General features: G+C 64.3%; 19 protein-coding genes. 16 read left to right on the top strand and 3 right to left on the bottom strand.

Annotation, left to right across the window (positions count from 1 at the left end):
* The first annotated feature begins 2 nt into the window (after positions 1 to 2).
* From virB11 to AC1DR7_RS09140, 12 genes are all read left to right on the top strand, one after another.
* Positions 3 to 1,046: a P-type DNA transfer ATPase VirB11 gene (gene virB11 / locus AC1DR7_RS09195; RefSeq protein ID WP_256774387.1), complete on the top strand. Its 1,044-nt coding sequence runs from the start codon at positions 3 to 5 to the stop codon at positions 1,044 to 1,046.
* Positions 1,047 to 1,160: 114 nt separating this feature from the next.
* Positions 1,161 to 2,096, top strand: coding sequence for a lytic transglycosylase domain-containing protein (locus AC1DR7_RS09190; protein WP_478051027.1), 936 nt, complete (start codon positions 1,161 to 1,163; stop codon positions 2,094 to 2,096).
* Positions 2,097 to 2,169: 73 nt separating this feature from the next.
* Positions 2,170 to 2,571 (top strand): TrbC/VirB2 family protein, encoded by a 402-nt coding sequence (locus AC1DR7_RS09185; RefSeq protein ID WP_478051028.1) that lies wholly within the window; start codon positions 2,170 to 2,172, stop codon positions 2,569 to 2,571.
* Complete coding sequence (locus AC1DR7_RS09180) at positions 2,564 to 2,872, top strand: VirB3 family type IV secretion system protein (RefSeq protein WP_457321726.1); 309 nt, start codon at positions 2,564 to 2,566, stop codon at positions 2,870 to 2,872. Before AC1DR7_RS09185 ends, AC1DR7_RS09180 begins: the two co-directional genes overlap by 8 nt.
* A gap of 92 nt (positions 2,873 to 2,964) precedes the next feature.
* Positions 2,965 to 5,409, top strand: coding sequence for a VirB4 family type IV secretion/conjugal transfer ATPase (locus tag AC1DR7_RS09175; protein ID WP_478052611.1), 2,445 nt, complete (start codon positions 2,965 to 2,967; stop codon positions 5,407 to 5,409).
* Between the two features lie 49 nt (positions 5,410 to 5,458).
* The gene (locus tag AC1DR7_RS09170; RefSeq protein ID WP_457321953.1) at positions 5,459 to 6,235 is read left to right on the top strand and encodes a TrbJ/VirB5 family protein; all 777 of its coding nucleotides are present in this window, start codon (positions 5,459 to 5,461) and stop codon (positions 6,233 to 6,235) included.
* Between the two features lie 83 nt (positions 6,236 to 6,318).
* Positions 6,319 to 7,461 carry a TrbL/VirB6 family protein gene (locus AC1DR7_RS09165; RefSeq protein ID WP_478076455.1) on the top strand — a complete coding sequence of 381 codons (1,143 nt, stop codon included), beginning with the start codon at positions 6,319 to 6,321 and terminating at the stop codon, positions 7,459 to 7,461.
* The gene (locus tag AC1DR7_RS09160) at positions 7,442 to 8,032 is read left to right on the top strand and encodes a DUF4189 domain-containing protein (RefSeq protein WP_478052609.1); all 591 of its coding nucleotides are present in this window, start codon (positions 7,442 to 7,444) and stop codon (positions 8,030 to 8,032) included. The genes AC1DR7_RS09165 and AC1DR7_RS09160 overlap by 20 nt, the downstream gene beginning before the upstream one ends.
* 153 nt (positions 8,033 to 8,185) lie before the next feature.
* Entirely contained in the window at positions 8,186 to 8,842 is a 657-nt protein-coding gene (locus tag AC1DR7_RS09155; protein WP_478051632.1) for a hypothetical protein, read from the top strand.
* Complete coding sequence (locus AC1DR7_RS09150; RefSeq protein ID WP_478052608.1) at positions 8,839 to 10,161, top strand: XVIPCD domain-containing protein; 1,323 nt, start codon at positions 8,839 to 8,841, stop codon at positions 10,159 to 10,161. The genes AC1DR7_RS09155 and AC1DR7_RS09150 overlap by 4 nt, the downstream gene beginning before the upstream one ends.
* A 208-nt stretch (positions 10,162 to 10,369) precedes the next feature.
* Positions 10,370 to 12,178 carry a hypothetical protein gene (locus AC1DR7_RS09145; RefSeq protein WP_478051634.1) on the top strand — a complete coding sequence of 603 codons (1,809 nt, stop codon included), beginning with the start codon at positions 10,370 to 10,372 and terminating at the stop codon, positions 12,176 to 12,178.
* Positions 12,179 to 12,367: 189 nt separating this feature from the next.
* Positions 12,368 to 13,357: a GAF domain-containing protein gene (locus tag AC1DR7_RS09140; RefSeq protein WP_478076454.1), complete on the top strand. Its 990-nt coding sequence runs from the start codon at positions 12,368 to 12,370 to the stop codon at positions 13,355 to 13,357.
* A 47-nt stretch (positions 13,358 to 13,404) separates the two neighbouring features.
* On the opposite strand, the gene AC1DR7_RS09135 is transcribed toward AC1DR7_RS09140, so the two are convergent.
* The 3 genes from AC1DR7_RS09135 to AC1DR7_RS09125 are packed head-to-tail and all read right to left on the bottom strand — an operon-like array spanning position 13,405 to position 15,158.
* A complete protein-coding gene (locus AC1DR7_RS09135) occupies positions 13,405 to 13,638 on the bottom strand; it encodes a DUF1653 domain-containing protein (protein ID WP_256777242.1) in 234 nt (77 codons plus the stop codon).
* A gap of 1 nt (position 13,639) precedes the next feature.
* Entirely contained in the window at positions 13,640 to 14,008 is a 369-nt protein-coding gene (locus AC1DR7_RS09130) for a response regulator (RefSeq protein ID WP_256777241.1), read from the bottom strand.
* A complete protein-coding gene (locus AC1DR7_RS09125) occupies positions 14,001 to 15,158 on the bottom strand; it encodes a PAS domain S-box protein (protein WP_256777240.1) in 1,158 nt (385 codons plus the stop codon). Before AC1DR7_RS09125 ends, AC1DR7_RS09130 begins: the two co-directional genes overlap by 8 nt.
* A 152-nt stretch (positions 15,159 to 15,310) precedes the next feature.
* Between AC1DR7_RS09125 and AC1DR7_RS09120 the strand changes: the two genes are divergently transcribed.
* Genes AC1DR7_RS09120 through AC1DR7_RS09105 form a run of 4 tightly spaced genes read left to right on the top strand, consistent with a single transcriptional unit; the run spans position 15,311 to position 20,935 of the window.
* Positions 15,311 to 18,418, top strand: a complete 3,108-nt coding sequence (locus AC1DR7_RS09120; protein WP_478076453.1) for a hybrid sensor histidine kinase/response regulator — start codon at positions 15,311 to 15,313, stop codon at positions 18,416 to 18,418.
* Positions 18,391 to 19,239: a CheR family methyltransferase gene (locus AC1DR7_RS09115; protein WP_478051725.1), complete on the top strand. Its 849-nt coding sequence runs from the start codon at positions 18,391 to 18,393 to the stop codon at positions 19,237 to 19,239. The genes AC1DR7_RS09120 and AC1DR7_RS09115 overlap by 28 nt, the downstream gene beginning before the upstream one ends.
* Positions 19,239 to 19,823 (top strand): chemotaxis protein CheB, encoded by a 585-nt coding sequence (locus AC1DR7_RS09110; protein ID WP_457320305.1) that lies wholly within the window; start codon positions 19,239 to 19,241, stop codon positions 19,821 to 19,823. Before AC1DR7_RS09115 ends, AC1DR7_RS09110 begins: the two co-directional genes overlap by 1 nt.
* Entirely contained in the window at positions 19,820 to 20,935 is a 1,116-nt protein-coding gene (locus AC1DR7_RS09105; protein WP_256777236.1) for a hybrid sensor histidine kinase/response regulator, read from the top strand. Before AC1DR7_RS09110 ends, AC1DR7_RS09105 begins: the two co-directional genes overlap by 4 nt.
* The last annotated feature ends 42 nt before the right edge of the window (positions 20,936 to 20,977 follow it).

Below are 20,977 nucleotides of genomic sequence, written 5' to 3'. Positions count from 1 at the left end.
CCATGGACGCCGAAGTGGCCCCTGTCGCCGATGTTTCCAGTGAATTCCTGAGATACCAGTACGAGGTCTTGGGCATTCACCAGTACATGACCTCGCCCGATGTGACGGAAATCTGTATCAACCGTCCGGGCGAGGTGTACCTGGAAACCAATGCTGGTTGGCAGCGTGTGGAAGTTCCCACGCTGACCTTCGAGCGTGCGCGTCAGTTCTGCACGGCCGTGGTCAACGAGAGCAACACCGGGCAGCGCATCACCGATGCCGATCCGGTGGTGTCACTGACGTTCCCGACCGGACAGCGTGCCCAGTTCGTGATCCCGCCGGCGTGCGATGCCGGCAAGGTGTCGATCACCATCCGCCTGCCGTCCAAGCACACCAAGACGCTTGAGCAGTATCAGAGCGATGGGTTCTTCAACCAGATCCTGGAGCAGGGCGCCGGGCTGAGCGAGCAGGACAGCGAGTTGGTCGAGCTGCGGCAGTCACGCAACTATGCCGAGTTCTTCCGGCGTGCGGTGATGTACCGCAAGAACATCGTGGTGTCCGGCGCGACCGGCAGTGGCAAGACCACCTTCATGAAATCGCTGGTCAACCACATTCCGGCCAGCGAGCGCCTGGTGACCATCGAGGATGCGCGCGAGCTGTTCATCAGCCAGCCCAACGTGGTTCACCTGCTGTACTCGAAGGGTGGGCAGAGCGCCAGCAATGTCACCGCCAAGAGCTGCATGGAGGCGTGCCTGCGCATGAAGCCCGAGCGCATCATCCTGGCCGAGCTGCGCGGCGATGAGGCGTTCTACTTCATCCGCAACTGCGCGTCCGGCCACCCCGGATCGATCACCAGCTGCCATGCCGGCAGCCCGGAGCAGACCTGGGACCAGCTTGCCTTGATGGTCAAGGCGTCTTCTGAAGGCTCCGGTCTGGAGTTTGCCGTGATCAAGCGCCTGTTGATGATGACCATCGACATCGTGGTGCACATCAAGGCTCACGCCGGCAGTCGCTACATCACCGGCATCGATTTCAGTCCCGAGCGCGCCTTGGCGCAGGCAGGATGAGATGGTCATCATGACTTTCAAAAATCTGAATATGGATTTCACGCAGGCCGAAGCCTTGCATCCCTACGTTGGACATGTGGCTTGTCACCTGTCGTCCGCATGGAGGTTGGACTGATGTTGCCCGGACTGGAAGCGCTGGCGTGTCCTGAAATGGCCGTGTCCATGGATGTCATGCAGCACGTGATCAATGTTGAATCCTCGCGCAACCCGTACGCGATCGGCGTTGTCGGTGGTGCGCTCGTTCGTCAGCCCAAGCAGCTTGACGAGGCGTTGGCGACGGTGCGCATGCTTGAAGAGAAGGGCTACAACTTCTCCATCGGGCTGGCCCAGGTCAACCGCTACAACCTTGCCAAGTACGGTCTGGATTCCTACGAGAAAGCGTTCCAGCAGTGCCCGAACCTGCAGGCCGGCTCGAAGATCCTGGCTGAGTGCTACGGGCGTTCAGGCCAGGACTGGGGCAAGTCGTTCAGTTGCTACTACTCCGGCAATTTCACTACGGGTTTCCGCCACGGCTATGTGCAGAAGGTGTTCGCTTCGATAGCGCGCCAGCGCGGCAGCCAGGTGGCCGCCAATGGTGCAGTGGCTCCGATCGATGTCGTCAGTCGTTCGCAGCGACGTGTCGTGGACGTCGCCCACCATCCGCAAGTCAGCTCGCCTGCCCAGGCGGTGATGAGTGCCCGCATTGCGCCGGAGATTGTGCCGGCAGCGCGTGCATATGCCCAGGCAGCGCTGGACCCGGCGCGCGCCTATGAGGTGTATCCGTCCACCGGCGCCATGGTGCGCGGTGGCCTGACCAGGACGGCGGATGCGGCACTGTCGCGGGTCGTCATGGGGGCCCTCGATCACGCCTTGCCAGCGCAGGCTGCCATGCCGTCACCCATTGCGGCCCCCGAGCTTCCAAGCCAGGAGGCGCCGCCGTCCGGAGGGCCGGTTGTGGTGCGCCCGTGGAGCGAAAGAAATACACCCCAGGCAGTTCCCGCGCCGGCCGTTACGGCTCCGCGGCCGCCTGTACAGAACATCCCTGCTGGGGATGCAGCCTTCGTGTTCTGACGAAGTCGTCGCACGGCCAGCCACCCGGCGCGGCCGATTCAGTTGTGTTTGACCATCAACAAGGAAATCACCAATGAAGCGTACCAATCTCGATCTGACCCAGACCCAGCGCACGCTGAAGACCATGCTGATGGCTGTCGCCTTCGTTGCCATGGCGGTCGTGCCGGACGTGTTTGCCCAGGGCACCAACTTCGGCGGCACGGATGAAAAAGTCTGCGGCTTCTTCACCAACATCAACGGTCTGCTCAACATCGCCTCGATCGCGGTGGTCACCATTGCGGTTATTTTTGCCGGCTATCAGATCGCCTTCGCGCACAAGCGCATCGGTGACGTCGCCCCGATCCTGATCGGCGGCCTCCTGATCGGTGCCGCTGGCCAGATCGCCAAGATGCTGCTCGGCGATTCCTCGAGCTCCAACTGCGGTGGCAGCGCTGCTGCCGCTCTGTACAACGCAGTCCAGTACTACAGTGCATAAGAACGTGCTGTTCCGGGGCTGCACACGCCCGGCCATGTTTCTGGGCGTGCCCTACGTCCCGTTCTTCCTGGTTGCAGGTGGCCTGTTGCTGCTCAGCATGTACTTCGACATGCGGCTGCTGGTCACCATTCCGATCGCCATTTTCGTCATGCGGCATATGGCCAAGCGCGACGAAATGATCTTCCGGCTGATCGGTCTGCGTCTGCAGTTCAAGTTCAAGGCGCGGAACCTACAGGACCATGACGGGATGTGGGTGTTCACGCCCAATCACTACCGCGACAAACAGCCGCCGTCGGTCTGAGGCGTCAGGCAGCACGCTGGGCAGGCGATCCATCTCGCCTGCCCAGTCCAGGCAAGAGCTCCACCTCCGCAGCATCTTCATTGGAAGCAGGCATGTTCAGTCCCGATACGTCGATCAGCGAATTCATTCCCCTGTCGTCCCATGTGGCGCCGACGGTCGTCAAGACCACGGGTGGCGATTTCCTGTTGACCTGGCACTTGGAAGGGCTTCCTTTCGTTGGGCGCGAGGATTGGGAGCTGGAGCACAAACACAACACGTTCAACCGGCTCTTGCAGACGCTACGCGCGCCAGACTTCGTCAACGTGGCTTTCTGGGTGCACGATATTCGCCGCAGGCGCCAGCTCAAGGCGCGCAGCCAGTTTGGTCAGCGTTTCAATCAGGATGTGTCCGACCAGTACATGGGCATGCTGTCTTCGCAGCGCATCATGCAGAACGAGCTGTACCTGACCATGCTCTACCGCCCTGTGGTGGCGGGCAAGCGGATGATGGACAAATCGTCCAACGTGACCAAGCTGCAGGCAGAACAGGACCAGGCCATTGCGACCCTGCTGGAAATGGCGGGCAACGTCGAGGCGGTCATTCGCGACTACGCCCCGTATCGCATGGGCATGTACGAGGCCAAGAACGGTCAAGTTTTCTCCGAAACGCTGGAGTTCTTCGGGTATCTCCTCAACCGGATCGATGAGCCGGTGCCGGTGTTGAGTGCCCCGGTGAAGGACTATCTGCCGGTCAGCCGGCACATGTTCTCCGCCAAAACCGGCGATTTCGTCGTCAGTACGCCCAACGGTGTGAACCACTTCGGCGCCATCCTCAACATCAAGGAGTACGCCGAGGGAACCTATCCTGGCGTGCTCAATGGGTTGAAGTATCTCGATTTCGAGTACGTCATCACCCATTCGTTCAGTCCGATGGGGCGACAGGATGCCCTCAAGGTGCTCGACCGTACCAAGGGCATGATGATCTCTTCAGGCGACAAGGCCGTCAGCCAGATCATCGAGCTCGACCAGGCCATGGACCAGTTGTCGTCGGGTAATTTCGTCCTGGGTGAGTATCACTTTCTGATGGCGGTCTATGCGGACAACCAGGAAAAACTCTCGGGCAACATCGCCGCCACCCGCGCCGAGCTGTCCAACGCGGGTTTCGTGTCGACCAAGGAAGATCTCGCTGTCACCTCGGCGTTCTACTCCCAGCTGCCTGGCAACTGGCGCTTCCGTACGCGCCTGGCCAGTGTGAGTTCGCTGAATTTCCTCGGCCTGTCACCCCTGCATAACTTCGCTACCGGCAAGCAGCACAACAACCCGTGGGGCGACTGCGTTACCACGTTGCAGACCACCAACGGGCAGCCGTACTACTTCAATTTCCACGCGACCCACCCCTCGGAAAACTCACTGGGTGAGAAGGCGATTGCCAACACGATGGTGATCGGTAAGTCCGGCACCGGTAAGACCGCGCTGATCAACTTCCTGCTCAGCCAGGTGCAGAAATACGATCCGTCGCCGACCATCTTCTTCTTCGACAAGGACCGTGGCGCGGAGATTTTCGTGCGCGCCTGTGGCGGGAATTACCTGGCGTTGGATAACGGTCAAGCCACCGGCTTCAACCCGTTCCAGTGTGAGAACAACGAGTCCAATCTTCAGTTCCTTGCGGATTTGATCAAGGTGCTGGCTGGAAAGCGCGAGTACAGCGCACGGGAGGAGGAAGACATCTTCCGCGCCGTGGAGAACATGCTTGATACGCCGATGCATCTGCGCAGCATGACCAATTTCCAGAAGAGTCTGCCCAACATGGGTGACGACGGTTTGTATGCCCGCCTGCGCCGCTGGACCTCCGGCAACTCGCTGGGCTGGGTGTTCGACAATCCGGTTGACACCGTCGACCTGAGCCGGGCGAACATCATCGGCTTTGATTACACCGACATCATCGATAATCCTGAAGTACGCGTGCCGGTCATCAATTACCTGTTGCACCGTCTGGAGTCACTGATCGACGGCCGCCCGCTGATCTATGTCATGGATGAGTTCTGGAAGATCCTTGACGGCGAAGGTGGGCTGAAGGAATTTGCCAAGAACAAGCAGAAGACCATTCGTAAGCAGAACGGCTTGGGCATTTTCGCCACGCAGAGCCCGGAAGACGCGCTGAAGAGCGATATCGCTGCGGCGCTTATCGAACAGACTGCGACGCTGATCCTGCTGCCGAATCCGAACGCAAGCCGTTCGGACTACATCGATGGACTCAAGTTGACCGAAGCCGAATTCAAAGTGGTTACCGCGCTCGACGAACGTTCGCGCTGCTTCCTTGTCAAGCAGGGGCACGCGGCAAGCGTTTGTCAGCTGAACCTGCGCGGCATGGACGACATTCTGTCGGTGATCTCTGCCTCCACCGACAACATCGAAGTCATGCATCGCGTGATGCATGACGCTGCGCAGCGCGAGAAGGTCTCGCAGGCAGAGCTCACCCCGGAACAGTGGCTTGGCGACTTTTACAAGAAACGGAAGGGCTCGCGCCAGTCCTCACCCAGCACGGATGCTGTGGCCTGATTGCGTCTGACGGCCAAGGCTCGGGAACGAATTGACAATGGAGACGATGATGAACAACGCGAAGAATAACCGAATGAACGGCCGCAGCCCGCGCCGCACCCGGCTTGCGGCACTGGTCATGGGCGTGGCGATGTCGGTAAGCGCCACGTCGGTGAACGCGGGCATGCCGGTGATCGATTACACCGCCATCATCCAGGCGATCAAGAGCAACTTCCAGGACATCGCGGAGTTTGCCAAGGAAAACACCCGCTGGATCAACCTGATGAAGGAATACACCAACGCGCTGGTTACGGTGCAGGGCATCATCAATAATTTCGGCCTGTCGCCGTCAGCGACCCTTACGCTTGTCCCCAATGACTACATGGTGACCGAGTCCTGCGGTCCGCGCACGGACATGAGCGTCACCGGAATGTTCGCTTACTTCGTATTTGATGCGAAGGGCGACGTGAAGGCTCAGCAGCGGCAGATTTGCGTCAACATCCGGATGATGCAGAACCGCAAGTACAACGACTCGGTCCTCTTCATCAAGGAGACGGTGCCGCTTATGGATTCCTCTTTGAAAGCGATCGAGGCACTGCGCCAGGGCAGCAAGCTGCTGGGCAACGTGACAGCGGTTGATAGCGACTCCATGCGTACCGCGAATGATCTGGCGGTTCAGGCACAGGCCTGGCAGGCACGCATGCAGTCCTATGACGCCTACATCGAGGTAATGGAGGCCAATCAAAAGGTGGTCGCCCAGGCCGCGCTGAAGGGCGATCCAAGCAAGCAGTTGATCAGTGATCTTGTGAAGACCACCGCGTTGAAGACGGCGCTCAGCGTTCACTGAGCTGGCGCCATGAATGTGTAGACAGGCGCTGCAAAGCAATGCGGCGTTTCATGCAGTAACGGAATTACCAAGGGATTGTGGAAATGACGATCAGGTGGCTGGCCAACTTTGATTTCTCAGGCGGATTGCAGGATCTGCTGGGCTACGCTGTGCGTGTCCAGTCGATCGGTGACTTCGTCTTCTTCAAGCTGATCATGGATTACCTGCGCGACAGGATCAGCGACTTCGGCATCGAGCTGATGGGTCGCATGATGGCTTGGGTAGGCGGGATCGCCCTGATTCTGATGACGCTCTGGGTGTTGATCCAAGGCTATCGAATCGTTACCGGTCRCAGTCGTGATTCGATGATGGTGCTCGTGACCAACATGGCGCGCGCGGCCTTGATCGTCAGTGTGGCCACCAGCATGGCCATGTTCGGCAGCAACCTGCAGGAATTCCTCAACGAGGATGTGAAGGGTCTTATCACCCACGTGGTGACGGGCAAGGATGAAAAGCCCGAAGACCAGATCGACAAGAGCCTGGCATGGATGCAGGTTGCCCTGTCCAGTATCGACGGAATCAAGATCCTGAATGACCCCGGCCTGCAGGCCGACAAAACGCGAGCGCTCTGGTTCATCGGCATGGGCACTGGCGGCCCGGCAGTGACGGCAGGTGCGATGCTGCTGCTTTACGAGGTGGCGTTGGCATTGTTCATCGGCCTTGGACCGTTGTTCATCCTGTGTCTGTTGTTCGAGCAGACCAAGCAGCTCTTCCAGAGATGGCTGTTCTACGGCATTGGCACGATGTTCTCGATGGCTGTTCTGGCGGCAATGGTTTCTATTGCACTGGATATGGTCATCCGTGTTTCTGCCGCGTTCTGGACCACTGCGCTGGTCAACAAGTTTTTGCTCGACGGGGCGTCCAGTGACGGCATGACCAGCCAGGCAATGCAGCAGGGCGGCATGGGGTTGATCTTGACCACCCTCATTCTGACTGCGCCCCCAATGGCTGCGATGTTCTTCCAGGGCACCTTGGGCAGCTTCATGGCATATTCCCAGATAGGCGGCGCAGGCGGCCAGCCGGGTCCGCAAGGTCAGCCGCCGGGGTCGTATACGCCGGCGGCTCCCGACAAGGGAGCTGGGCCGTCAGCAGATGCAAATGCCGTTCGTGCCCATGTCCCGCTAGTCTCTAATACAAATGACAATGCCAGTGTGACCCCAGGCACATATGGTGCCGCAAAAAACTAAGCAGGCCGGAATCGAGTCCTGTAATTTCCAGGGCGGAGATAGCCATATGATGACAACTCAGTTCAGTTCAAAACTACTTGCTCTCGCTATGTTCGCCGGAGCCGCCCTGTTTTCAGGGGCGGCTCGCGCCGAGGGGGCGTGCCCGCCGGGTTCGTATCCAATCGGTGGGCAAGGCGTACAGGGTTGCGCGCCCATCCCAGCCTCTGGATCACAAGCGGACGGCCCTCGTGCAACGGGGCGTTGGATCAAGACATGGGGTGCCTTCGCCCTTTCACCGAATGGGGAGTCAGGTGCTGCCAACGGGCGACGAAGCAAGGGCGCGGCAGAGAAGGACGCCGTAGCGCTTTGTTCACAAAGTGGCGGTAAAAACTGTAAAGCAGCGTTCTCCTACAAGAATCAATGTGCTGTCGCAGCAGTTCCAACCTCGGGTAAAGGTGGCACTTCGTTTGCACGTTCCGCCACGCAGGACGAGTCAAAGCGCATTGCACTGAATCAGTGTCAGACGGGCGGAGGCATGGGCTGCCAAGTTATCTATTCTGCATGCACTGAGCCGGAGTTTGAGGCGTTCTAGAATCTGGAAGGTTTGCGGATATTCTCCGCGCATGCGGAATGATAGGCGGAGGCTGGTTGTGGACGTCTCCCGCAGCCACGGTAGGCCTTGGTAGTTTGTGTGCCCTTCTCCATTTCAACTGAACCTTTCCTGCTGATCAAACAAGGATGGCGGATGAATCGAACATTCAGCGCGCTCTTCTTGACCCTCACCCTGACGGCCTGTGGCCGTATGGAGGCAGCGATGAGTACTTCTATGCCACAGGCCGAGGAGGACGTCGCCAGCGGCGGCCGCGGCCTGGCCAAGCTCAATCCTGGGCCGCGCAAGGCCATCGAGTTCACCCTGAAGGTGCACAATGCGCCCGGCCCCTTTGCCGTGGTGGAGGCGGTTGCGCAGTACGATGTGACTAATGAGGACCAGTGCGGTCATATCGAGCCCGCCACCGGCACTGGCAGCCGCATCACCAGCCAGGAAGACGTGGTGCTGCGCAAGGTGTCCGACGATGAGTATCAGGGCAAGGTTTATCTGGACCTGATGCAGGATGAGGACTACTACGGCCGCGGCGTCTGTCATTGGGAGCTGACCGGCGCCAGCACGATGCTGAAGGCGACGGGGGCCGCAGGAGAGACCCGCTTCCTGTCGTTCATCAAGGTCGATCAGCTCCTGTCGGGGCAAACGCAGACACGTTACTACGCCGATATGACCTATCCGCGCGCGGAGACGATGTCCGATTACCCAGCCAGCGGCAAGGAGGACCCGGCCGAATACAAGCCCGAGCTGCGGGAGAGACTGTTCTCCGTCTCGATCAGCGTCGGTGAGGTGGCCAGATGACCATCGACAGCAGGGACTTCGCGGCCATCTCCGATGACACGTACAAGGACCGCGCGGTGGGCCGGCGAGCGCCGGGCAAAGAAGAACATGTGACCCTCAATGGGCACGAGTACAAGATTCTCGAACACGTCAACAACCGTCTCACCGGCTACCAGGGCACGGTTTACCAGCGCATGGATACCAACGAGATCGTCGTTGGCCACCGCGGCACCGAGCAGATCGGTCGCGATGGGGTGCTGACCGACGGCGGCATGGTGACCACCCGCGCCAACCTGCAGGGCCGCGATGCAATTGAACTGACCCGGCGCGCGGTTGATTTTGCCAGGACTGAAGGCCTTCTGGATGGTCGCACGCCCACGGTATCGGTCACCGGTCATTCCCTCGGCGGCACACTGGCGCAGATCACCTCGCACCATTTCGATCTGAAAGGTGAAACGTTCAACGCCTACGGCGCGGCCAGTCTCGGGTATCGTATTCCGCAGGGCGGCAACAATCTGGTCAACCATGTGATGGCGGCCGATCCTGTCAGTGCGGCGTCGCCCCACTTCGGGCAGGTGCGGGTCTATGCGACCCAGAAAGAGATCAATTCGCTCGCCGCATGCGGGTTCAGCAATAGCAAGGCGAACTTTCTGATCCCCGACCAGCCGGTGGTGGCGGCCGGCCTGTCGCTTGGCTCGCACAGCCTGGATAACTTTCTGGGTGCCAAGTCGGTACTGCAGTCGCCGCAATCGCGCACCCTGGCCGAGGGCAACAAGCGGATGATCGAGGAGTATCGCGATGATATCGGCGAGCGCCGGCGCGCCCTCACCGTGGGTTCCCGCGGCGTCCCGGGCGGGGTGCACGATGTAGTGGACGAGATTCGCGGGACGTTGAAGCCGGGCGAGCCAGCGCGGCGCGACGCTGAGCGACAGTCCGATCGGCGCACCACCAGTCTGGAGCATGCCGACCACCCCGGTAATGCGTTGTTCGAGGATGCGCGGCGCGGTGTGTATGCGCAGGACGCGAAGGTAGGCCGCGCTCCTGATCAGCGTAGCGATCAGCTTGCCGGAGGCTTGGCTGCCGAGATGCACGCCGCCGGTGGAGCGCGTATCGATGCGGTGTCGATGAGCAGCGACGCGGCGCGCACGTTTGCCATCCAGGGGAGGGCGGATGATCCCGCGCATCTGCGGGTGTCGGTGGAGACCGTTGCGACCATGGACATTCCACTCCAGCAGAGTAGTCAGCGCGTGGCCGAGCAGGCTGCCAAACAAGGGCCGGCGACGCAGCATGCGTTGGAACAGGACCAGGTGCTGCAGGCGTCCCGGTCGATGCAGGCTTAGCTCGCTTTTCTTACCTTGCACAGCAGCAAAATTCCCCTTGGCGCGCTGAAGAGCGCTTGTGGGTTGCTTGGGTGAATCGCCGAACCTGTGATGAGTTTCAAATATTTTGCGGATTGTCATGACGCGGAATTCACGCTTGGTGTAGGGTGTCGGCGTCAGTAATCCGGCAGGCAGCCGGGACGATGATGGTCTGGGGAATTGGGATCGCGTGGTGGTAACCCAGTCTTGCAACGGGAATATCCGCGCGCGCCGCATCGTCGAAGCGTCGCTGTTGTACCCGTCTGCACGGTTACTCCACTTCAAGTTCAAGGACGACAAAATGCGAAATACGCTGCTTTCTCCGCGCCGCCGTGCGGTGCGCCTGGCTTCGACGGCCGCCTTGTTGCTGGTGTTGCCCGTGGCGCTCGCCGCGTTCGGCGCGCAGGCACAGTCGCTGCCGGAAGATCCTGGCGAGGCCGTGGAACTGCAAGGCGATACGGCGCAGGGGGAGGCGGTAGCGGATTCAGCCGGAGCCATCACGCCTGCACCGGCCGCTGTCGATCAGGCGCATCCAGCGGTACAGGGTGATGTTGCGCTCGACGCACCGGCGGCGATGTTGGCGAAAGATCAGGCGGCAGTTGGCGCTGAACCCGCCTCCGCAGCGCCGCCGTCCGTGGCGACACCCGAGGAAATGCAGACCCCGGCCGAACCGGCGGCGGCACACGCCGCCATCAATGCGGCCGTACCCACCTCGGCTGCGGTTGACGCGGGCAGCGTGACCGACGCCATCGCCGCGTCGACGGAGACGGCGGTTGCGTCGCCCACTCTGGCTGCACCTATGGAGACTGCAACGGCGCCCATGTCGGAGCAGGTGGCGGGTCCCGTGGCTGAGGCCGCTCCGACTGCGGTCGCCGCGCCGAACGAGGCCGTTGCAGCGGCCGAACCGGCGGTTGCGCCCGCGCCTACCCCTGCTACACCGACCGAACCCGTTGTGACCCCCGATCCGGAGGCTTCACCTGTGGTCGATTCGGCCCCAGTCCCGGTCCCAGCCGCGCCGACGATGGCTGCGGCCGCCGTTCCGGCAGCGTCCCTCGTGGCCGCGCCGAAGGCCGTGCCTGCACCGCAGGCCATCGCCGCGCCGCAGGCGAACATCGCGCCCGCAGCGGTTGCCGCCCCTGTCGCCACCCGACCGCCCTTCGTCAACGAAAACAACGCCATCGAGCGCCAGCTCGGCGCACGCTGCCCGAACGACCTGGCCGCGCGCCTGGCCACCCAAGGCGACCTGCTCACCGGCGCCTGCCAAGGCACCATGCCGGCCCACTTGGCCGCGGTGCTGGTCGCCATCCCCGATGCACAGATCCTCCTGCCGCGCATTTGGCGGCAGCGTGAAGTGGCCCAGCGCGCCTGGTTCAAGGCGGTGCCGGGCGCAGGCCAGCGGCCGGATTTCCTGGTGGTGCAGGGCGGGCTGTGGATCCGCTCGTTCGAAGGGGCCGATGCCAACACCACGGTGTATCTGGTCTCCGCGCCGTTCGAGTGCGTCGACGGGCGAGTGCTGGACGCCGATGCGGCCGAGCCGGTGCGCGTGCCGGCCGGCGATTGCCGCCAGGCCTTCGTGCAGGAGCGCGTCTACCGGGTGAGTGGCAACGCGGCGCCGGTGGACATCACCGCCGAGGTGATGCCGGCCCGCCCGCTGCTGGGCGAGGCGGACAAGAAGCGCTACGCGGCCAAGGGCGGCGAGGTGACGCTGGACCGCAGCAAGCTGCAATACGGCCCCGCGATGCGCTGGTACGTGCGCTTTGATGAGGCGGGTACGCCTGCGGACGCGCGCAGTTTTGGTGAGTGGAGCCGCGCGCACTTGGGCTTTGTGGTCTGGAATGGCCAGCGTTTCGAGCAGGTCGACAGCGTGCCGCGCAGCCAGTGGCCGTGCGATCCGGTCGCCCCCGGCGACGCGGTATGCGGCGGCTTTGCCGATGCGGGGCGCGATCCCTTCGTGCTGAGCGATGCGGCGATGGCGCGCACCGAGGGCGCAACCCCCTGACCATCCGAGGCGGTGCCGGCATCGAGGATGATGTCGGCCCCTTGCCCGGCGCCTGGGCCCGTGCGTGGACTCCAACGGCATCACGCTCCGTCTCGCCGATAAGTGCGATAATTCGCTGCTGACGTCCCCAACTTGAGTGGGCGCTGTATCGCGGACCGGTCGATCGCCGGCTATCCGCCAAGGATTGCGATGTACACCGGTTCCGGCTTCCCCAGCGTCATTGGATTCGATCTGCCGGGGCTGCAGGACGAGCCTGCGCCTGCGCGGGTGATCGTCACCGCGTTGCTGGACGCGCTTCCCTCCGAGGAGTGGATGCGGATGCTCGACCGGCTGGCCTGGCCGGCGCTGCGGTTGGACCACGGTGTGGAGCAGCTGCGCCTGGTGGGGCAGGGCATCCACTTCGTCGGCGATATCCGTGACGGGCGCGGCCTGTCGGCGACGGTGCGCGACCTGTTCGAGCGGRTCACCGCCCAGGTGCTGGCGGCGCGCATGGCGGCGTTGGAAAACCCCGTTGAAGACCTGTCCTGGACGCCGCCGGTGTCAGCGCCCTTGTTGGCCTCGCGCGATCCGCGCTTGGCCGACGTCRCCGCGCTGCTGAAGCTGCCGGCCTTGCCGGGCCTGCTGGAACTGGCCAGCCAGCTGACGGCGATGCGCTTCGTTGCCGTGGCCCGGGTCACCGCCGAGCGCTGGACGGCGTGCGCGGTACACGACGGCATCGGCTTTGGCCTGGCGCCGGGGCAGGACCTGGTGCTGGAAACCACGATCTGCGAAGAGATCCGCCAGCACCACCAGACCGTGCAGTTCGATCAGGCCAGCATCCACCCGGTGTTTTCCACCCATCCCACCCCGGCGCTGTACGGCTTTGAGAGCTACATTTCGGTGCCGATGCTGCGCCGCGACGGCAGTCTGTTCGGCACGCTGTGCGCGCTGGATCCCAAACCGTCGCAGCTGGACGCGGTCAGCGTGAAGTGTTTCGAGGTGCTGGCCGCGTGGATCGGTGCGCAGCTGGAGCTGGAAGACGCCCAGGCGGTGATCGAGGGCGAGGCGCCGGTGACCATCCGTGCGGCGCTGGAAGCCGTGGCCGAGCAGGCGGGGCGGATTGCCGCCAATGCGAAGACCTCTTCGGCGCTGAGCGAGACCGCGCTGCGGATCCAGGCGTTGAGCGTGGTGCCGCGCTGAGGGGTTGGTGGTTGCCGGCCAGCGGCCGGCACTACCGGGCTGCCGGCTCAGGCTGGCACGGGGGCGAAGCGCGGTCGCACCTGGCCGTCGACCTCCACCTCGGCCACGAACATCGCATACGGCCGTACCCACAGGCCTACGTTGGAATCCAGCGGGCGATACAGCACCATCGGCTCCAGCGTCTCGCTGTGCCGGACCACGCCCACCACCTCGTAGTTGCCGCCCTTGAAGTGGCGGTAATGTCCGGGCGCGATGTCGGGCAGCGGGGCGAGGTCGCGCATGTCAGTGTGCGGCTGCGGGCGACTGCAGCATCGCCACCAACTGGCGCAGCCGGTAGGGCTTGGGCAGGAATTCCACGTGCGCCGGCAACGGCGGCAACTGCGAGCGCGCATACCCGGAAGACAGGATCATGCGCGCGTTGGGCAGGGCCTCGGCCACGTGCGCGCTCAGTTCCACCCCGCTCATGCCGTTGGGCATGCTGATGTCGCTGAACACCACGTCGAACGCGCCCACTTCCTGCAGCAACCGCAGGGCGGCCGGGCCATCGTCGGCGGTGTGGATCTCGATACCGAAATCCTGCAGCGCCTGGCCGATCAGATCGCGCAGGTCCTGCTGGTCTTCGACCATCAAAACGCGAAGGGGCTCAGGCATGCTCGACATCCTCTATGGCAGGTAACAACAAACGGACCGTGGTGCCGCGTCCGGGGGCGGTCTGTACATCGACGAAGCCGTCGCACTGGGAGACGAAGCCGAACACCTGGCTCAATCCCAGTCCGCTGCCCTTGCCGACTTCCTTGGTGGTGAAGAAGGGCTCGCTGGCGCGCTCTGCAACCTCTGGTGGCATGCCCGCGCCTTCGTCGGTCACCGCAATGGCGACGTAGCGGCGGCGGGTAGGCTGCGCCAGATCGGGGGCAAGGCGTTGTTCGACGCGGGCGGTGATGGTTACCGTGCCGCCCTGCGGCATCGCCTCACAGCTGTTGAGCACCAGGTTGAGCATGGCGCTGTGCAACTGTACGCCATCGGTGGCGATCGGCGGTAGCGCCGGCGCCAATTCCACGCGCATCTGGATGGCCTGCGGACACGCCCGCTGCAGCGAGGGCAGGGCCTCGTCCAGCAGCTGCGGCACGCTCACCGGCTCGCGCACCAGGGTCTGGTCGGCCGAGAACGCCAGCAGCTGGCGGGTCAGCAGCGAGCCGCGGTCGGCGGCTGCCTGGGCCAGTTCCACCAGTTCATGGGTGCGCGCATCGGCGCCCGGGCGCAGCGCGACCAGATCCAGTGCGTTGGCGATGGTGGTCAGCAGGTTGTTGAACTCGTGCGCCAGCCCGCGGGTCAGGCGGCCAACACCTTCAAACCGCTGCAGGTGCTGGCGCGACCGCTGGGCATCCTGCAGCAGGCACTGGGCCTGGTAGCGCTCGGTGATGTCCTGGGTGACCTTGACGAAGCCGAGCAGGTGACCGTCCTCGCGCACCGCTTCAATCACCACACTGGCGCGGAACTGCTCGCCGTTGCGGCGCACCCGCCAGCCTTCGCCAGCCAGCCGTCCGTGTTCACGGACATGCTCCAGTGCCTGCTGGGGCAGCCCCTGCTGCTGCTCCTCGGGGATGTAGAAGATCGACACGTGCTGGCCGATGGCTTCCTCGGCGGTGTAACCGTTGACGCGTTCGCCGCCACGGTTCCAGCTGCAGATACGCCCGTCCGGGTCGAGCAGGTAGATCGCATGGTCGGACACATGGTCGATCAACAGCTTGAGTTGCCGGCGTTCATCGACAAGCGGTGCCACGCTGGATACGACCTCGGCCACGACGGTAATGCACTCCCCTCTAAGGGGCCGAACCGTAGGGGCGAGAGCGTGAAGAACATGTAAAGAACGGGCTGTAACCACCTGACCAATGACGGATAACGCCGCTTTACGGGTTCAGGTACCATCGGCCCCCTTTTGAGCTGGAATTCCGCATGAATGCTGCGCCGACCGCACGTGACCGCTGGATCTGGGCTGCCTCGGCCGCCCTGATGGCGTTCACCCTGGCCCTGGAGATGGTGGTCCCACTCGGCTATGCGGTGTGGTTGACCTATTTCATGGCGGTGGGGGTGACCCTGTTCCAGCGGCGGCTGGACGTGCCGATGCTGGTGGCGTTGGGGTCCTGCGTGCTGTTGATGGTGGGCTACAACGTGGCGCCGTCGAGCACCAACTCGGCGTTCTCGTTCGTCAACCGGACCATCGGTGGGGTGGCCTTCCTGCTGATGGCGCTGACGGTGATGAAGGCGATCCAGTCGCGCCGGATCGCCGCCGATGCGCTGTGGTTGCAGGAGGGCGAGAACGCGGTCACGGTAAGCCTGCGCGGCGACCCGGAGCCTCGCGTGCTGGCCGATGCGGCGATGCGGGCGCTGTGCGCGCAGCTGGGGGCCGAGGTGGGCGCGATGTATCGCCTTCAGGGCGACCGCCTGCTGCTGGTGGGGGGCGCGGCCTTGCCTGCGCAGCTGCCCGGAACGCTGTCGGCGGCGGCGGGCCAGTGGGGCGAGGTGTTGCGTCTGGGCGTGCCGCGTCGGCTGGAAGACCACGAATCGCCGCTGGATATCGAGACGCCGCTGGGCCGCAGCGTGGTGCGCCAGCGCCTGCTGGGTCCCATCACCGCCGATGGCGCGGTGGTAGGCGTGGTCGAACTCGGCCGGGCCGGGGTATCGCCGGCACGCGCACTGGAATTGGAGCTGCTGCTGCAGTGCGCCGAGCCGATCGGCGTGGCGCTGCGTGCGGCGCTGCTGCGCGCCCAGCTGGTGGAGTTGCTGGAGGAGACCCAGCGCCAGAGCGAAGAGCTGCAGACTCAGCAGGAAGAGCTGCGCGTGGCCAATGAGGAGCTGGAAGAGCAGAGCCGAAGCCTGCTGCATTCCCAGGCCAGCCTGGAGCAGCAGCAGGCCGAGCTGGAGCAGACCAACGTGCAGCTGGAAGAGCGCACCCACGAGCTGGAGTCGCGCCAGCAGGCGCTGCTGCTGGCGCAGACGCAACTGGTGCAGAACAGCAACGAGCTGGAAGCCAGCTCGCGCTACAAGTCCGAATTCCTGGCCAACATGTCCCATGAGCTGCGCACGCCGCTCAACAGCGCGCTGATCTTGGCCAAGCTGCTGGCCGACAACAAGGACGGCACGCTCACCGCCGAGCAGGTCAAGTACGCCCAGGCGATCCACTCGTCCAACAACGACCTGCTGGCGCTGATCAACGACATCCTGGACCTGTCGCGGATCGAGGCTGGCCACGTCGAGCTGGTCGAAGAAAACCTGGCGGTGTCCAGCGTGCTGCAGCGCCTGCAAGACACCTTCGAGCCGATGGCCGCGCAGAAGGGCCTGGTGCTGGAAATCGTCAGCGAGGCCGGCGCGCCCGCGCAGCTGGTGGCCGACAGCCAGCGCCTGCAGCAGATCCTGAAGAACCTGCTGGCCAACGCGCTGAAGTTCACCGAGCACGGCAGCGTGTTGTTGAAGGTGCGCAGCGCCGGGGCAGGGCGGGTGCAGTTTGCCGTGTCCGACACCGGCATCGGCATCCCCGAAGCGCAGACCGCGGTGATCTTCGAGGCATTCCGCCAGGCCGATGGCAGTACCCGCCGCCGTTATGGCGGCACCGGCCTGGGCCTGTCGATCTCGCGCGACCTGGCCGCGCGCATGGGTGGCAGCATCCGCGTGTCCAGCGAACCGGGCCGTGGCAGCTGTTTCACCCTGGAACTGCCGGTGCTGGCCAGTGGCGGGGCGCCGGTGGCCAGCGCGGCGCCGGATGTGCGCGCCGCGCCGGTACCGCTGCCGCTGCGTGCAGCAGTGCCGTTCCACGGCGGCAGCGYGCATGGTGAAGCAACACCGCCGGCCGCGCTGCAGCGGGTGGCCGATGACCGCGGCCGGCGCAGCCGCGCCGGGCGCATGATCCTGGTGGTCGAAGACGATGCGACCTTTGCCGGTGCGCTGGTGTCGATGGCCCATGAACTCGACTTCGACTGCGTGGTGGCCGGCACTGCCGAAGAGGCGCTGGGCCTGGCCGCCGAGCTGCGCCCGAACGGCATCCTGCTCGACATCGGCCTGCCCGACGTGTCCGGGCTGAGCGTGCTGGAGCGGCTCAAGCGCGATCCCGCCACCCGGCACATTCCGGTGCACGTGGTGTCCGGGCTGGAGCGCTCGCAGGTGGCGATGGAGCTGGGCGCGATCGGGTATGTGATCAAGCCGGCCACGCGCGAGCGCCTGCTGGGGGCGATCCAGCAGCTGGAGGCCACCAGCCAGCGCGACGTACGTCGCCTGCTGATCGTCGAGGACGACAGCGAGCTGCGCTCGAACCTGCAGCTGCTGTTGGGCCGCGACCAGCTGGAAATCACCGGCGTGGGTACCATCGCCGAGGCGATGGCCGCACTGGGCACGTCCACCTTCGACTGCATGGTCACCGACCTGACCTTGCCCGACGGCACCGGCTATGACCTGCTCGAGCGCATGGCCGGCAACGATGCGGTCGCCTTCCCGCCGGTGATCGTCTACACCGGGCGTGCGCTGACCCGCGATGAGGAGCAGCGCCTGCGTCGTTACTCCAAGAGCATCATCATCAAGGGCGCGCGCTCGCCCGAGCGCCTGCTCGACGAAGTGACCCTGTTCCTGCACAGCGTGGAGGCGTCCCTGCCCAGCGACCAGCAGCGGTTGTTGCGTGAGGCGCGCCGTCGCGACGCGGTGCTGGATGGGCGCATCGTGCTGCTGGCCGAGGACGACGTGCGCAACATCTTCGCCCTGTCCAGCGTGCTCGAACCGCTCGGGGTGACCCTGGAAATCGCGCGCAACGGGCGCGAGGCACTGGACAAGCTGCGTCCGGAGATCGACCTGGTACTGATGGACATCATGATGCCGGAGATGGACGGGCTGACTGCCATGCGCGAGATCCGTGCCGACCACCGCTGGCGCGACCTGCCGATCATCGCGCTGACCGCCAAGGCCATGCCCGATGACCGTGAGCACTGCCTGCAGGCCGGTGCCAACGACTACATCGCCAAGCCCATCGACGTGGACAAGCTGGTCTCGCTGTGCCGTGTGTGGTGCTCGCGTCGATGAACGACACCGAGTTGTTCGACCTGGAACTGCGCCTGCTGCTGGAGGCGGTATACCAGCGTTACCACTATGACTTCCGCAACTATGCGATGTCCTCGCTGCGGCGGCGCATGCGGCATGCGATGGCACGTTTCGACTGCGCCACCATGGGCGAGCTGCAGCACCGCCTGCTGCATGAGCCGGAGACCTTCGCCCAGGCGATGCAGTACTTCACCGTGCAGGTCTCGGAGATGTTCCGCGACCCGGCGTATTTCAAGGTGCTGCGCGAGCACGCGATGCCGGTGCTGCGCACCTATCCGTCCATCAAGCTGTGGATTGCCGGCTGCAGCACGGGCGAAGAAGTGTGGTCGATGGCGATCCTGCTGCAGGAAGAGGGACTGCTGGACCGGTCCATCCTCTATGCCACCGACATCAATCCCGATGCGCTGCAGGCCGCCGAATCCGGCGCGTTCCCGTTGGAGCGCACCGCGCAGTTCAGCCGCAACTACCTGGCCGCCGGCGGCACCGGCTCGCTGTCGGACTACTACACCAGCGGCTACGGCAGCGTCGTGTTCGACCGCCGCCTGAAGCGCAACATCGTCTTCGCCGATCACAGCCTGGCCACCGACACGGTGTTCTCCGAGGTGCACCTGGTGTCCTGCCGCAACGTGCTGATCTATTTCCAGCGCGCGTTGCAGGACCGGGCTATCGGGCTGTTCCATGAGGCGCTGGTGCACCGCGGCTTCCTCGGCCTGGGCGGCAAGGAATCGCTGCAGTTCGGCGCGCACGCCAACGATTTCGAAGCCTGCGCGCGCGAGCAGCGCCTGTACCGGAAGCTGGCCTGATGAGCGCCGTGCCGCATCGGCAACATTTCGACGTGATCGTGGTCGGCGCCTCGGCCGGCGGCGTCAGCGCCTTGCAGGCGCTTCTCGAAGCGGTGCCGGCCGACCTGGCGATGCCGATCCTGGTGGTGCTGCACCTGCCGCGCGATCGCCCCAGCCGCATCGCCGACCTGCTCGACCTGCGCTGCCCGTTGCCGGTGCGCGAGGCCGAGGACAAGCAGCCGCTGCGCCCCGGCACGGTGACCTTCGCGCCGCCGGATTACCACCTGCTGGTGGAAGACCGCGACACCCTGGCCCTGTCCGTCGATGCGCCGGTGCTGTTCTCGCGCCCGGCGATCGACCCGCTGTTTGAAAGTGCCGCCGACGTGTTCGGCAGCGGCGTGCTGGCGATCCTGCTCACCGGCGCCAGCGCCGACGGCAGCGAAGGCGTGGCTGCGGTGCGCCACGCCGGCGGCCAGGCCTGGATCCAGTCGCCCGACGATGCCTATTCCTCCTTGATGCCTGCCTCGGCACTGGCCCACGCTGGCGCCGATGCAGTGCTTCCGCTTACTTCCCTGTGCTTGCGCATGAAAGGCCTTATCCGATGAACCTGATCGACCCCGCCAGGGCGACTGCCGATGACCGCGTGAACCTGCTGATCGTCGATGACGTGCCGCAGAACCTGGTGGCGATGGAAGCGCTGCTGCGCCGGGAGGGCCTGAATATCCTGTGCGCCGCCTCCGGCGCCGAAGCGTTGGAACTGCTGCTGCAGCACGACGTGGCGCTGGCGCTGCTGGATGTGCACATGCCCGAGATCGATGGGTTCTCGCTGGCCGAACTGATGCGCGGCTCGCAGCGCAGCCGCGATGTGCCGATCATTTTCCTGACCGCCTCGCCGAACGATCCGGTGCGCGCGTTCAAGGGCTACGAAACCGGCGCGGTGGATTTCCTGCACAAGCCGATCGAGCCGCAGGTGATCATGAGCAAGGTCAACGTCTTCATCGAGTTGTACCAGCAGAAGCAGCTGTTGAAGGCGCGCAACCACGACCTGGAACACGCGCTGAAACTCAATGAAACGATGATGGCCGTACTCACCCACGACCTGCGCACGCCGCTGGCCTCGATCCTGCTGTGTGCGGACAAGCTCGCGCTGGACCTGCCGGCCGACAGCGGCGTGCAGCGCACGCTGGGCCACCTGGAGAACAGTGCCCAGCGGATGGCGCGGATGGTCGAGCAGTTGCTGGATTTCTCCAAGATACGGACCGGGGGGCTGCGCCTGAACTGCGACGAGTGCGACGTTGGCGAGGTCGCTGCCGTGGTGGTGGCCGAGATCGCACGCGCCCACCCGCAGGCACGCATCGAGCTGCAGCTGGACGGCGACACGCGCCTGCAGGGCGATCCGGACCGGCTGGCGCAGCTGTTGTCCAACCTGATCGGCAACGCGGTGCTGCACGGCGGCGATGCGCCGGTGCAAGTGAGCCTGCACGGCGCCGGGCACGAGCCGCTGCGGCTGCAGGTGCGCAACGCCGGGCGGATTCCCGACGAACTGCTGCCGCGCTTGTTCGAGCCGTTCAAAGCCAGTTTCCACGACAGCCGCGGCCTCGGCCTGGGCTTGTTCATCGCCAGCGAGTTCGCCCGCGCGCACGGCGGCACGTTGGTGGCGCGCAACCTCGATGGCGAGGTGCTGCTGGAGACGGCGCTACAGCGCCGGATTCGCTGAGCCGTAGCCCGGACGGCGCGTGCACCGCACGCGCGAACCGGC

It is taken from the genome of Stenotrophomonas sp. P5_A9 (genome assembly GCF_056400525.1).
This window is presented reverse-complemented; position numbering and strand designations above follow the sequence as displayed.